Genomic DNA, 12,485 nt, shown 5'->3' on the forward strand with positions numbered 1-12,485 from the left:
CGCCGAGCTGACGGAGGAGACGGCCGTGCGGGCGCGCCGGCTGACGTCGGCCGCGGTGGCCGCCGCCGACGCCGGCCAGCCGGTACGCGCCAAGGACCTGGCCGAACGGGCCGGCCGGCTGGAGACGGACCCCCGCTCGCTCGCACGGCTCTCGGAGCTGCGCGCCCGCCTCGCCTTCGACGAGGGCGCGCCCCACCTCGCCCACGACCTGCTCGTGGCGGGCGCGGAGGCGGTGGCCGAGGTGGACCGCGTCATGGCCGGGGCGCTGCTCATCGACGCCGCCCGCAACGCCTGGCAGCTCAGCGACCCCGGCCGGGTCGCGGAGGCGTCCGACCGGCTCCAGGCGCTCGGGCTACGGCCCGGTGACGGGCTCGGCCCCGCGGTGGACGCGGTCACGGGCGCGGCCGAGTTCCTGGCCAGGGGCCCGGCCGGAGCCCTGGCCACCATGCGCGGCCTGGTCGCCGACGGCGGCCGGATCCGTGAGGGCGCGCACGCGCTACGGGTCAACGCCGCCTTCGTCGCCGGGCTGGTCGGCGACTTCCAGGCCGGGCGCGACATCTCGGCGGCCGTCGCGGCGGAGTGCCGGGCGCGCGGCGAGATCGGCAAGATCCCCCTGGCACTGCTGACGCTCACGGCCTCGGATCTCTACCTGGGCCGGTTCAACGACGCCGTGGCCGGCGCCGCCGAGGGGCTGCGGCTGGCCGCCGACACCGGTCAGCCGAACCGGGCCGGCTACCTCGAAGGCATGCTCGCCTGGATCGCCGCCGTGCGCGGCGACGCGGCGGAGTGCTCCCGGCTGGCGGCCCGCTGCCTCGACCGGTTCGACGCCAACCGGATCGTCAACGGCCCCGCCTGGGCCGAATGGGCGCTGGCCCTGCTGGACCTCGGCCACGGCCGTTTCGCCGAGGCGCTGGACCGGCTCGACGCCGCCCTGGAGGGTCCGGTGCGCCACCAGATCCAGGCGGTGTACTTCGCGCCCGACCAGATCGAGGCGGCCGTACGGCTGGGCACCCCGGCCGGCGAGCCGCTGCGCCGCTTCGAGGAGTGGGCCCTCGCCTCCGGCCTCGACTGGGCCGGCGCCGTGCTCCACCGGTGCCGGGCCGTGCTCGAACCCGACTGGGACACCGCTCACGAGCACTTCCGCGCCGCCGTACGGCTGCACGCCGACAGCGGACGGCCGTGGGAGGCGGCGCGGACCCGGCTCGCCTTCGGCGAGCGGCTGCGAAGGGAGCGGCACAAGGGCAGCGCCCGGCCGCACCTGCGCGCGGCGCTGGAGACGTTCGAGCGGCTGGGCGCCCGGCCCTGGGCCGAGCGCGCCCGCACGGAGCTGCGGGCGGCGGGCGACACCAGCGCTCCGGCCGGACGCGACGAGACCGTCTCGGCGCTGTCACCCCAGGAGTTGCAGATCGTACGGCTGGCGGCGGCCGGGCTGACGAACCGCGAGATCGGGGCGCAGCTCTTCCTCAGCCCGAAGACGGTCAGCTACCACCTCTACCGGGCCTTCCCCAAGCTCAACGTGGTCAGCCGGGCCCAGCTCGCCGGCCTCGACCTGTCCTGACCGGCCGCGGTCGTAGTCGACCTGGCGCAGGCTCATGTGCGCCCAGCACGCCGCCGCCCCGCCCCGCGACGACGCCAGGTCGCCGGCCAGGAGGTCGTCGAGGAGGACGCCCAGCTCCGGGGCGCGGCGCTCCAGGTCGAAGTCGTACCCGCCCGGGGCAGGGCCCGTCGTAGGCGAGCGGCACGGGCAGGTACGCGCAGCGCGAGCTCGACGTCGAGGCGGGGCACGCGGGGGAGGGTCACAACGCGCGATTACGGCACCCAGCCGGGTGTGACACACCAGACAGGCCGCTCCGGAATCCCGGCCGATCATCCCGGTGCTGCACCTGACGAGAGCAGTGAAGGGAGCAGGCCATGTCCATCCTCATCGCCTATGACGGCTCGGCCGACTGGCCGACGTCGCGGCGATCAGGGACGGCGCGGACGAGTGGCGCGAGCTGGCCGAGGCGCACGCCCAGGAGGGGGCCGAGCTGGCGCGGGCCTCCGGGATCGCCGAGGTGACCTACCGGGCCGTGGCCGACCGGGAGTCGATCTGGAAGACGATCGTGGACGTGGCCGACGAGCTGGACGCCGCGCTGATCGTCACGGGCTCGCGCGGCCTGTCGGGGGCGCGGTCGGTGCTGCTGGGCAGCGTCTCCAACCACGTGCTGCACCACGCGCACCGGCCGACCCTGATCGTCCCCCCGCAGCCCAGGACCCCGCAGCCCAGGACCCCCTAACCCCGCCCCCTCAGCCGAGTCCCTGGGCCGGGTCCCTCAGCCGTGCCCCGCGGCCGTCGGCGCGCGGTCAGGGGGGCAGCAGGCTTGGGCGGAGGACCCCGCGTCCGTGGCGGCCTTGGCCCGGATGAGGTGGGTGTCGATGCGCCTGGCCCCCGGCCCCTCCTCGCCCAGCCGGTCGTACTGGTTGGCCAGCGCGCACCGGTCGAGCGACAGGCAGCCGCAGCCGATGCAGTCGGTCAGGTCGTCGCGCAGCCGCTGGAGCTGTTCGATGCGGTCGTCGAGCTCTCCGCGCCAGGCGGCCGAGAGCCGGGCCCAGTCGCCGCGCGTGGGGGTGCGCCCCTCGGGCAGCGTCTCCAGCGCCTCCTTGATGGTCTTCAGCGGGATGCCGATGCGCTGGGCCAGCCGGATGAAGGCGACCCGGCGGAGCGTGTCGCGGTGGTAGCGGCGCTGGTTGCCCGCGGTGCGGCGGCTGGTGATGAGCCCCTTGGCCTCGTAGAAGTGCAGCGCCGACACGGCGACGCCGCTGCGCTCGGCGAGCTGGCCGACGGTCAGCTCCTTGGTGTTCCACGGGGCTCTGGTCATAGCTGGACTATAGTTCAGGATCGCTCGGCCGCTCGAAGAAGGTCTCCAGCACCACGACGGTCTGCGTGCTGGTCACCCCTTCCACCTCGAACACCTGCCGCAGCACCTTCTGGAGGTCGCGGGTCGTCGCCGTGCGGACCTTGAGCAGGAGCGAGGCGGGGCCGGCGATGACGTGCGCCTCCTCGACCGCGGGGATCCGCCGCAGCCGCTCGGCGGTGTCGCCCATCCACGTGCTGCCGTCCACGAGCACGTACGCCGTCACCGGCCGGCCGAGCTCGGCCGGGTCGACGTCGACGGTCGTGCGCCTGATGACGCCGCGCTCGCGCAGCTTGCGCACCCGTTCGTGCGCCGCCGCGCCCGACAGTCCCACGGCCTGGCCCAGCGAGGCGTACGAGCGGCCGGCGTCCTCCTGGAGCAGCCCGACCAGCTTCCTGTCGATGTCATCCACGACCAGATGCTATCCGGAAATTTAGCTGTTTGACCAAACAGCATCCGGTGTTGTTGAGTTTCAGCATGATGGATGTGATTCCCACGCAGTTCGAGGTCCTGGACGAGAGGTTCGCCCGCGTCGCCGGCGACGACGTGGTCGAGCGGCTGTACACCGGCACCCGCTGGGCCGAGGGCCCCGTCTACTTCCCCGCCGGCCGCTTCCTCGTCTGGAGCGACATCCCGAACGACCGCATGCTGCGCTGGGACGAGTTCACCGGCGCCGTCGGCCCGTTCCGCACGCCCGCCGGCTACACCAACGGCAACACCCTCGACCGGGAGGGCCGGATGATCTCCTGCGAGCAGGGCAACCGCCGTGTCACCCGCACCGAGCACGACGGCTCGATCACCGTCATCGCCGACCGCTGGGAGGGCAGGCGCCTCAACAGCCCCAACGACGCGGTCGTGGGCTCCGACGGCTCCATCTGGTTCACCGACCCGTCGTACGGGATCACCAGCGACTACGAGGGAGTGCGGGCCGAGCAGGAGATCGACGGCTGTCACGTCTACCGGATCGACCCGGTGACCGGCGAGGTGCGCGTCGTGGCCGACGACTTCGAACGGCCCAACGGGCTGGCGTTCTCCCTGGACGAGCGGCTGCTGTACGTGGCCGACACCCGGCGCCGCCACATCCGCGTCTTCGAGGTGACCGACGACGGCACCCTGGAGAAGGGCCGGATCTTCGCGGAGGGGGCGGCCGGTGACGCGTACGACGGGATGCGGCTGGACGACACGGGCCGCGTGTGGGCGGCGGCCGGCAAGTCGGTGCACTGCTACGACCCCGACGGCACGCTGATCGGCCGGCTCCTCCTGCCCGACTACGTCGCCAACCTGGTGTTCGGCGGCCTCAAGCGCAACCGGCTGTTCGTCACCGCCTCCACCTCGCTCTACTCGATCATGCTGAACGTCACGGGCGCCCGCCCCGTCCGGGCCTGACGCTCCACCCCCGGAGGGGGCGGGCGCCTGGTCCCGGCGCGACAGCGGGCCGGGCGCTCACTCCCAGCGGAACAGGCGCACGGCCAGCCAGCCGAAGACCACCAGCCCGGCCGCCATCACCGCCAGGTGCAGCGGCTGCGGCCAGTCGCCCGCCCAGGTGGCCCGCATGGCCTGGCCGAACGGGCCGGCCACCGAGTAGTCGCTGACGACGCGCAGCGCCTCCGGCATGAGCTCGCGCGGTATCCACATGCCCGCCACGAACATCAGCGGGAACATCACCAGCGACCCGATCCCGGAGGCGGCCTTGCCGGTGCGCGCCAGCGCGGCGATCACCAGCCCCGTGGCCATCAGCGCGGCCGTCCCCAGCAGGAAGACCAGTACGAACCCCACCGGCTGCCGCGGCATGGCCGTCCCCAGCACGAGCCGGCCCAGCACCACGATCAGCGCGGTGGACACGACGCCGACGGCCACGTTGATGACGAGCTGCCCGGCCAGCACCCGCGCGGGATGGACGGGCGTGGTCGACATCCGCCGCAGCACGCCCCGTTCGCGGTACGTCGTCAGCACGGTGGGCAGCACCGTGAACGCCAGCGTGAGCATCGCCAGCAGCGTCATCATGGCCGGCAACTGGGTGTCGGTGACCCGCTGCCCGCCCAGCGCCGGGTCGGGCCTGCCCATGCCGGGGATGCTGCCCAGCACGAGCAGCAGCCCGAGCGGCAGCGCGATCGTGAACAGCAGGGCGGGCCATTCGCGCAGGTAGAGCTTCGTCTCGACGGCGAGGATCTTCCTCATGACAGTGTCCTTCCGGTGAGGGCGAGGAACGCGTCGTCGAGCGTGGCCTGCTCGACGCGCAGGTCGGTGGGCACGATCCGGTGCTCGGCGAGCGCGAGCGTGACGGCGGGCGCGAGGTCGCCGACGCCGGTCACCTCCAGGTGCTCGCCGCTGCCGGAGACCGAGCGCACCTCGGGCAGCGCCAGCAGCAGCGCGTGGTCCACGGGCGCCGACGGCCGGAACCTGAGCCGCTGCTCCCCGCCCGCCTGCGCGACGAGCGCGGCCGGGGTGCCGGTGGCGACGACGCGGCCCCGGTCGATGAGGGTGAGCCGGTCGCAGAGCCGTTCGGCCTCCTCCATGAAGTGGGTGACCAGTACGATCGTGACGCCCGAGTCGCGCACCTGCTCCACCAGCTCCCAGGTGTCGCGGCGGGCCTGCGGGTCGAGACCGGTGGTCAGTTCGTCGAGTACGGCCACGCGCGGCCGGCCCACCAGGGCCAGGGCGACCGACAGCCGCTGGCGCTGGCCGCCGGAGAGCTTGCCGAACGCGGTGTCGCGCTTGTCGCCGAGCCCGACCCGGCGCAGCAGTTCCTCCCAGTCGGCGGGGTGCGGGTAGAAGGAGGCGTACAGGTCCAGGGCCTCCCAGACCTTGATCTTGTCCGGCAGCGCGGCGCTCTGGAGCTGCGCTCCGAGCACGCGGCGCAGCTCCTCGCGGTCGTGGTGCGGGTCGAGCCCGGCCACCCGTACGGTGCCGGAGTCGGGCACGCGCAGACCGGCGACGCACTCGACGGTGGTCGTCTTGCCGGCGCCGTTGGGTCCGAGGATGCCGAAGATCTCTCCCTCGGCCACCTCGAACGACACGTCCTCCACCGCCACGTGATGGGGGTAGCTCTTGCGGAGGTTCCTCACCTCGATGACCTTCATGGTCTCGACGGTAGGAATCGGGGCCGGGGCCGGGAATCGGGTTGGATGCCCGGTAATGGTGTACCTAGGTACAGTGCCGGTGTCGTCGATGTTCGCGCACACTGGTGGCATGCTCCGACGACTGACCGGGACGGCCCGGGTGGCCGCGCTGCTCGGGATGATCCTCGTCCAGGCCGGTGTCTTCCTGCTCTCGGTGGCGGCCGTGACGCTGACGTTCACGCTGGGGCTGGTCTTCCTTCTCCCGCCGCAGATCCGCATGGTGCGGGCGCTGGCCGAGGAGACCCGGCGCCGGATCGGCGCCTGGACCGGTGTCCGGATCGCCTCGCCGTACCTGGCGGAACCGCCACCACCGCGGCCGGAGGTGGACGGGCTGTACCGCTACGAGCGGACGCTGTACAAGTCGCCCCGCGTCCCCACCTGGAACGCCCGCTGGAAGTGGATGACCACCGACCCGGCGACCTGGCGCGACCTGCTGTGGCTGGGCCTGGACCCGCTGGTCAAGCTCGCCCTGCTGCCGCTGCTCCTCGCGTTGCCCACCAGGGGCCTCGGGGTGTACGGCCAGTGGTGCGCCCTGCTGCTGTCCCCCACCCGCGCGAGCGTGCTGCGCGGCCAGCTCAGCCACCTCCACCAGTCACGCAGCATCGCCGCGGACTCCCAGGCGGCCGAGATGCGGCGTATCGAACGCGACCTGCACGACGGCACCCAGGCAAGGCTCATCGCCATCGGCATGACCCTGGGCGCGGCGGAGGAGCTGATGGACGCGGACCCGGCCGCGGCCAAGACGCTGATGAGCAAGGCCCGCGACGCCTCCGCCGAGACGCTGACCGAGCTGCGGCGGCTCATCCGCGGCATCCACCCGCCGGTGCTGGCGGAGCGGGGGCTCGCCGACGCCGTGCGCGCCCTCGCGATGGACACCGCGCTGCGGGTGGAAGTGGAGGTGGACCTGCCGCACCGGCCCGAACCTCCGGTGGAGGCCGCCGTCTACTTCGCGGTCAGCGAGCTGCTCGCCAACGCCGCCCGGCACGGGGACGCCCGCTCGGCGAGCGTGGACATCAGCTCCGACGGCCCGAGCCTGCGCGTCACGGTCACGGACGACGGCCTGGGCGGCGCGGACCCGGCCAAGGGCAGCGGCCTGCGCGGCATCGAGCGGCGGCTGGCCGCCTTCGACGGCGTGATGGCGGTCAACAGCCCGCCGGGCGGCCCGACGAGCGTCATGATGGTGCTGCCCAGGGTGCTCCCGGACCACTGGGCGGGGGTGCTGCCGAAGCTGCCGCGCTGGAAGGCCGTCGTGGTGGCGCTCTGCTGGTCGCTGGCCTGGTGCCCGCTTTTCCCGCAGGGGCTGGTCGCCGCCGCGCTCAAGATCTTCGACGTCCGCGAGAAGTCGTGGTTCCTCGCCCTGCACGTCGCCGAGCCCTTCCAGTGGCCGGTCGTCTACGTCATGGTCACGCTCGGACTCGCCATGTACGCGACCGCCATCGCGATCCCCGCCAAGCACAACCGCGACCGCCTGATGGCCCAGGCGCCGCACCGGCTGGGGCTGTGCTGATGGGGAACCGCGTGCTGATCGCCGAGGACCTCTACCTGCTCAGGGACGGCCTGGTCCACCTGCTCCAGGCCCACGGGTTCTCGGTCGTGGCCGCCGTGGAGAGCGGTCCCGAGCTGCTGGAGGGGCTGGTCGAGCTGCGACCCGACGTGTCGGTCGTGGACGTACGGCTGCCGCCCACGTTCACCGACGAGGGGCTCCAGGCCGCGCTGGAGGCCCGCCGGCGGGTGCCCGGCCTGCCGATCCTCGTGCTGTCGCAGCACGTCGAGCAGCTCTACGCCCGCGAACTCCTGGCCGACGGTTCCGGCGCGATCGGTTACCTGCTGAAGGACCGCGTGCTCAACGCCGGGCAGTTCGTGGACGCGGTGCGCCGGGTGGCGGAGGGCGGCACGGCCATGGACCCCGAGGTCATCGCCAAGCTGCTGGCCAGCAACGTCCGCAACGAACCGCTGGCCGCGCTGACGCCGCGCGAGCGGCAGGTGCTGGAGGCCATGGCCGAGGGACGCTCGAACGCCGCCATCTCGCAGCGGCTCTACCTGAGCGAGAGCGCGGTGGCCAAGCACACCGCGAGCATCTTCGCCAAGCTCGACCTGGCGCCGTCGGAGGACGACAACCGCCGGGTGCTGGCGGTGCTCGCCTACCTCAACAGGCGCTGACCCCGAACGACCTCCGGATCGGCCGCCGGGCCGGATTGTCGGTCCGACCGGCTACCTTTCATAGGAGGTAGGCGAGCGAAAGGGTCGTTCACGTGAAAATCCGGGTCAACCGCGATGTTCTGGCAGATGCCGTGGCATGGGCTGCCCGGGTCCTCCCCAGCCGTCCCGTGATGCCCGTGCTCTCGGGCCTGCTGCTCGTGGCCGGCGAGCAGCTGAGCCTGTCCGCGTTCGACTACGACGTCTCCGCGCAGGCGCGGATCGACGCCGATGTGGCCGAGACCGGCGGTGTGTTGATCCCGGGCCGGCTGCTGGCCGAGATCAGCCGCAGCCTGCCCGGCGACGAGGTGCAGATCGTCACCGAAGGCCAGGAAGCGGTCCTGACCTGCGGCAGCGCCGAGTTCGGCCTGATCACGATGCCCGTCGAGGACTTCCCGACCATGCCCACGATGCCGCCGGCGGTCGGCGCCATCGGCGGTGGTGTGTTCGCCTCGGCCGTCGGCCAGGTCGCGCCCGCCTCCAGCCGCGACGACACGCTGCCCATGCTCACCGGCATCCGGGTCGACATCGAGGGCGAGACGGTCACGATGGCGGCGACCGACCGTTACCGGATCGCGGCCCGCACGTTCACCTGGCGGCCGGCGCGGCCCGACGTCGCCGTCTCGGCCATGGTGCCCGCGCGCGTGCTCGTCGAGGTGGCCAAGTCGCTGCGAGGCGGCGAGGTGGAGATCGCGATGGGCGACGCGGTGGCCGGGTTCGAGAGCGTCGGGCGCAGCACCACGGTGCGGCTGCTCGACGAGCAGTTCATCGACTACCGCCGCCGGCTGACCGCCGACTGGTCGATCCGGGCCGACGTGCGGGTGGGGCCGTTCGTCGACGCGATCAAGCGGGTGGCGCTGGTGGCCGAGCGCAACACCGCGATCCGGCTGTCGTTCACCCAGGGGCGGGTGACGCTTCAGGCGGGTGGCGGCGACATCGGCCGCAGCACCGAGGTGCTGGAGTGCGACCTGCGGGGCGACGACATCGAGATCGCCTTCCAGTCGCAGTTCCTGCTCGACGGCCTGACCGGCATCGAGACGGAGCTGGCCCGCATCAACATGGAGTCGCCGACGCGCCCCGCGCTGATCCAGGACGTCCCCGGAGACGCCGACCCGGCCTTCCGCTACCTCGTGATGTCCCTGCGCCTCGGCTCCTGAGCCGGCGCGTCACCGGGAGCCGCATACCCCCAAGGGCGCGCGTCACTCGGGGCGGCGGAATCGCTCGCGTCACGGGCCGGTGGACTCATGAGGCCGCGCGTCACTCGGGGCGGCGGGCCGACAGCCCGTCGGCGACCAGCTTGAAGACGCGCTTGAACTCCCCGTACGCCTCCTCGCCCACGGCCGAGGCCAGCTCGGCCTCGATCGCGGCGATGGCGGCGTCCGACTTGGCCATCTCGTCCAGGCCCTTGGCCGTGGGCACGATCAGCTTGGCCCGCCGGTCGGCCGGGTCGGGTTGGCGCTCGACGTAGCCGAGCGCGACCAGCTCGTCCACCAGCGTGCCGATGACCTGCTTGTGCTGACCCGACTGGGCGGCCAGGTCGGTGGCCCGGCTGCCCTCCTCGTCGAGGTACGCGAGCACCGCGCCGTGACGCGGCCGCAGCTCGGGATGCCCCTGCTCGGCCACGGCCCCGAACAGCTCCCGCTGCACCGCGAACAGGGTCCGCCCGGCCAGGATGCCGAGATCCGGATACTCACGCTTGCGCCGGCTCCTGCGCACGACCACACCTCCCGTTAGTCACAAATCTTGATAGTCACTGATTCTTACTATACTGTTGTCTCATGACCAGAACGGTGGAACTCACCCGGTTCCGCGTGTCTCCGGAGAACGCCGAGCGGCTGCTCGCCGCCCGCCCCGGAATGCTCGCGGACTTCCGCGCGGACCGCGCGGGCTTCCTCGGCGCGCGCCTGGTGCGCCTGCCCGGCGACGAGTGGCTCGACATCGTCGAGTGGCGCACACCCGAGGACCGCGCCGCCTCGGCCGCCAAGGGCGGCAACCTGCCCGGCATCCGGGCCTTCTTCGAACTGATCGACGAGCTGGTGTCCGCGGAAGACGGCACCACGGAAGAGAACGAGGGCTGACCATGACCATCCTCATCACCGGAGCCACCGGCACCGTCTCCAGCGCTGTGCTCGACGCGCTGCCCGGCAAGGACGGCGTGCGGGTGCTGGTGCGCGACCCGGCCAAGGCGCCCGCCGGATACGAGGTGGCCGTCGGCGACCTCGACGCCCCGGAGACGCTCACCGACGCCTTCGACGGCGTGGAGACGCTGTGGCTGCTCACCGCCATGGGACCGCAGGCACCCCACGCCAGCATGAACGCTGTCTGGGCGGCCCGCCAGGCAGGAGTGCGGCACGTGGTGCGCATGTCGGCGATCGGCGCCGCGCACGACGCCCCCACCCGCAACGGCCGCCTGCACGCGCTCTCCGACGCCGAGCTCCAGGCGTCCGGCCTCGGCTGGACCGTCATCCGCCCGGCCTTCTTCATGCAGAACCTGTTCGGCTCGGTCACCGGTGACACCTTGTACGGCGCCACCGGGCAGGGCCGGATCGGCCTCATCGACGTGCGGGACATCGGCGAGTTCGCCGCCACCGTCCTCACCGACCCCCGACCGCACACAGGCAAGGTGTACACCCTCACCGGCCCCGCCAGCATCTCGCTGGGCGAGGCGGCCGGGCAACTCACCGAGGTGTTCGGCCGGCGGATCGCCTACCAGGCCCTGGAGCCGGAGCAGGCGTACACCGGCATGAAGGACGCGGGCCTGCCGGAGTGGATCGCCGCGGTCACCACCGAGTACCTGCGCGCCTACGCGAGAGGCTGGGGCGACTACACGACGAAGGACTACGAGTCGGTGACGGGCAAGCTGCCCACCCCGTTCGTGGACTTCGCCAGAGCCCACGCGGACCGCCTCACCGGCCAGGCATGAGGGAAGCCACGGTCAGGTGTGAGGGAGCCCAGGCGTCGCGGTGCCCGCATGATGGAAGCCATGGTCAAGAAGGCGCACGTAATGGCGCCCGGCCCCGTGCGGGCTCAGCGGCCGTTTCCCTGGAGGCCCTCAGCCTCGTACGGCGACTGGGGCCAGGCCGGCCTTGCCGTAACAGACAAGACTATGCATCGGTGAGGGCGATCAAAATATGCTCCATGCAAGCATGGCTGGCGCGCTCGGCGGCGGTCGCGTCGCCGGCGGCGATGGCGCGGGCGATCGCGTCGTGCGGGATGTAGCTCTTGTTGAGCGACGTGCCCGCGGCCGTGATGCTGGCCCGCAGCGCGGCGGAGAAGTCCTCGAACAGGTCGATCAGCACGAGGTTGTGGGTGGCGTGCGCGACGGCCATGTGGAAGGCCAGGTCGGCCTCCACGAAGAAGTCGGGGTCGTCGAGTTCCCAGGCGCGCTCGCGCTCGGCGAGCGCGGCCTCGATGCGCAGGATGTCCTCGTCGGTGCGCCTGGTGGCGGCCAGCCGGGCCGACTCCACCTCCAGGGCGCGCCGCACCTCCAGAATCTCCAGCTGCTCCGCCTGCCGCAGGCGGCGGAGCATGGCGCCGGAGAGCTCGCTCGTCGCGCGGACGTAGGTGCCGTCACCCTGCCGGCACTCCAGCAGCCCCGCGTGAGTCAGTGCGCGTACGGCCTCGCGAACGGTGTTGCGTCCCACTCCGAGCTGCTCGGCGAGCACTGTCTCGGTCGGGATCTTGCCGTTCATCTGCCACGACCCTGATGTGATCTGCTCCTTGAGCTGATCGATCACCTGGTCCACGAGCGAAGCCCGCTGCGCCGTACGCAGACTCACAGTCCGCCTCCTCCGGGGAAACCAATCATCCTATGAGTCAATGACTGGTAGACCCTAATTATTCCAGACCGCAGAACACAAATCTGGAACTCCCAGGAGGTCTTTTCCGATCACCCGGAGACCGCGGCGTCAACCGGAAGGCCCGCCAGCGCGGAGTGAACCCCAGCCGCTTCCAGCGCCTTACGATACGCGGCGGTCTGCTGCGCCCGGCCACCGGCCCGGCCGTACAGGTCGCCCAGTTCGCGCCAGCAGCGGGCCGCCTGACGGTCGGAGCCGAACATCGGCCGGCCCAGCGACTCCAGCAGCTCCCGCGCCCCGGCGAGGTGCGCCGCAGCGTCGCCGCCCAGGTCGAGCGACACGGTCGCGAGCACCAGCCGCCCCTCGGCCGCGGTGGTCCGCGACGTGCCGGGCCTGGCTCCACTGACGGTGCCGGTCAGGTGACGTTCGTGGGCTCGGTGTGCGCGCCACGCTCGCCGCGTACCGGGATGACCGGGACG

The 12,485-nt window shown here is 72.4% G+C and carries 14 protein-coding genes and 1 pseudogene; 8 read left to right on the forward strand and 7 right to left on the reverse strand.

From position 1 onward, the window contains the following. On the forward strand, nucleotides 1–1,558 hold a 1,558-nt coding region (locus tag AB0H81_RS40075), incomplete at its 5' end, for a LuxR C-terminal-related transcriptional regulator (protein WP_358386237.1). A 469-nt stretch (nucleotides 1,559–2,027) separates the two neighbouring features. Continuing rightward, on the forward strand, nucleotides 2,028–2,276 hold the full coding sequence (locus AB0H81_RS40080; protein WP_358386270.1) for a universal stress protein: 249 nt from the start codon (nucleotides 2,028–2,030) through the stop codon (nucleotides 2,274–2,276). A gap of 36 nt (nucleotides 2,277–2,312) precedes the next feature. Here AB0H81_RS40080 and soxR read toward each other — a convergent pair whose 3' ends face one another. After that, on the reverse strand, nucleotides 2,313–2,858 hold the full coding sequence (gene soxR, locus AB0H81_RS40085; RefSeq protein WP_358386239.1) for a redox-sensitive transcriptional activator SoxR: 546 nt from the start codon (nucleotides 2,856–2,858) through the stop codon (nucleotides 2,313–2,315). Nucleotides 2,859–2,865: 7 nt separating this feature from the next. Beyond that, entirely contained in the window at nucleotides 2,866–3,306 is a 441-nt protein-coding gene (locus AB0H81_RS40090; protein ID WP_358386243.1) for an Lrp/AsnC family transcriptional regulator, read from the reverse strand. A gap of 65 nt (nucleotides 3,307–3,371) precedes the next feature. Between AB0H81_RS40090 and AB0H81_RS40095 the strand changes: the two genes are divergently transcribed. After that, nucleotides 3,372–4,280: an SMP-30/gluconolactonase/LRE family protein gene (locus tag AB0H81_RS40095; RefSeq protein WP_358386246.1), complete on the forward strand. Its 909-nt coding sequence runs from the start codon at nucleotides 3,372–3,374 to the stop codon at nucleotides 4,278–4,280. A gap of 57 nt (nucleotides 4,281–4,337) precedes the next feature. Here the strand turns inward: AB0H81_RS40095 and AB0H81_RS40100 are convergent, their stop codons facing one another. Further along, entirely contained in the window at nucleotides 4,338–5,072 is a 735-nt protein-coding gene (locus AB0H81_RS40100) for an ABC transporter permease (RefSeq protein WP_358386248.1), read from the reverse strand. Then, nucleotides 5,069–5,974: an ABC transporter ATP-binding protein gene (locus tag AB0H81_RS40105; RefSeq protein WP_358386251.1), complete on the reverse strand. Its 906-nt coding sequence runs from the start codon at nucleotides 5,972–5,974 to the stop codon at nucleotides 5,069–5,071. The genes AB0H81_RS40100 and AB0H81_RS40105 overlap by 4 nt, the downstream gene beginning before the upstream one ends. Before the next feature lie 109 nt (nucleotides 5,975–6,083). On the opposite strand from AB0H81_RS40105, the gene AB0H81_RS40110 reads away from it, so the two are divergent. The 3 genes from AB0H81_RS40110 (at nucleotide 6,084) to dnaN (ending at nucleotide 9,366) form a co-directional block, all read left to right on the forward strand. Then, entirely contained in the window at nucleotides 6,084–7,520 is a 1,437-nt protein-coding gene (locus tag AB0H81_RS40110; protein ID WP_358386253.1) for a histidine kinase, read from the forward strand. Beyond that, complete coding sequence (locus tag AB0H81_RS40115) at nucleotides 7,520–8,173, forward strand: response regulator transcription factor (RefSeq protein WP_358386256.1); 654 nt, start codon at nucleotides 7,520–7,522, stop codon at nucleotides 8,171–8,173. Before AB0H81_RS40110 ends, AB0H81_RS40115 begins: the two co-directional genes overlap by 1 nt. Before the next feature lie 92 nt (nucleotides 8,174–8,265). Further along, the gene (gene dnaN, locus AB0H81_RS40120) at nucleotides 8,266–9,366 is read left to right on the forward strand and encodes a DNA polymerase III subunit beta (protein WP_358386259.1); all 1,101 of its coding nucleotides are present in this window, start codon (nucleotides 8,266–8,268) and stop codon (nucleotides 9,364–9,366) included. Nucleotides 9,367–9,466: 100 nt separating this feature from the next. On the opposite strand, the gene AB0H81_RS40125 is transcribed toward dnaN, so the two are convergent. Further along, complete coding sequence (locus AB0H81_RS40125) at nucleotides 9,467–9,925, reverse strand: helix-turn-helix domain-containing protein (RefSeq protein WP_358386262.1); 459 nt, start codon at nucleotides 9,923–9,925, stop codon at nucleotides 9,467–9,469. A 62-nt stretch (nucleotides 9,926–9,987) separates the two neighbouring features. Between AB0H81_RS40125 and AB0H81_RS40130 the strand changes: the two genes are divergently transcribed. Both AB0H81_RS40130 and AB0H81_RS40135 read left to right on the forward strand, forming a co-directional pair. Then, on the forward strand, nucleotides 9,988–10,287 hold the full coding sequence (locus tag AB0H81_RS40130) for an antibiotic biosynthesis monooxygenase (protein WP_358386264.1): 300 nt from the start codon (nucleotides 9,988–9,990) through the stop codon (nucleotides 10,285–10,287). A 2-nt stretch (nucleotides 10,288–10,289) separates the two neighbouring features. Then, complete coding sequence (locus AB0H81_RS40135) at nucleotides 10,290–11,132, forward strand: SDR family oxidoreductase (protein WP_358386267.1); 843 nt, start codon at nucleotides 10,290–10,292, stop codon at nucleotides 11,130–11,132. 181 nt (nucleotides 11,133–11,313) lie between these two features. Here the strand turns inward: AB0H81_RS40135 and AB0H81_RS40140 are convergent, their stop codons facing one another. Next, complete coding sequence (locus AB0H81_RS40140; protein WP_175590179.1) at nucleotides 11,314–11,988, reverse strand: FadR/GntR family transcriptional regulator; 675 nt, start codon at nucleotides 11,986–11,988, stop codon at nucleotides 11,314–11,316. 110 nt (nucleotides 11,989–12,098) lie between these two features. Further along, nucleotides 12,099–12,485, reverse strand: a pseudogene (locus tag AB0H81_RS40145) (hypothetical protein); the annotation flags it as partial.

This window comes from Nonomuraea sp. NPDC050691 (genome assembly GCF_040654455.1).
Classification (GTDB): domain Bacteria; phylum Actinomycetota; class Actinomycetes; order Streptosporangiales; family Streptosporangiaceae; genus Nonomuraea.

What these genes read in the sequence shown, in the direction of transcription:
- soxR (WP_358386239.1), bottom strand. Translation starts at nt 2,858, where the DNA reads ATGACCAGAGCCCCGTGGAACACCAAGGAGCTGACCGTCGGCCAGCTC.
- AB0H81_RS40095 (WP_358386246.1), top strand. Translation starts at nt 3,372, where the DNA reads ATGATGGATGTGATTCCCACGCAGTTCGAGGTCCTGGACGAGAGGTTC.
- AB0H81_RS40100 (WP_358386248.1), bottom strand. Translation starts at nt 5,072, where the DNA reads ATGAGGAAGATCCTCGCCGTCGAGACGAAGCTCTACCTGCGCGAATGG.
- AB0H81_RS40105 (WP_358386251.1), bottom strand. Translation starts at nt 5,974, where the DNA reads ATGAAGGTCATCGAGGTGAGGAACCTCCGCAAGAGCTACCCCCATCAC.
- AB0H81_RS40110 (WP_358386253.1), top strand. Translation starts at nt 6,084, where the DNA reads ATGCTCCGACGACTGACCGGGACGGCCCGGGTGGCCGCGCTGCTCGGG.
- AB0H81_RS40115 (WP_358386256.1), top strand. Translation starts at nt 7,520, where the DNA reads ATGGGGAACCGCGTGCTGATCGCCGAGGACCTCTACCTGCTCAGGGAC.
- AB0H81_RS40130 (WP_358386264.1), top strand. Translation starts at nt 9,988, where the DNA reads ATGACCAGAACGGTGGAACTCACCCGGTTCCGCGTGTCTCCGGAGAAC.
- AB0H81_RS40135 (WP_358386267.1), top strand. Translation starts at nt 10,290, where the DNA reads ATGACCATCCTCATCACCGGAGCCACCGGCACCGTCTCCAGCGCTGTG.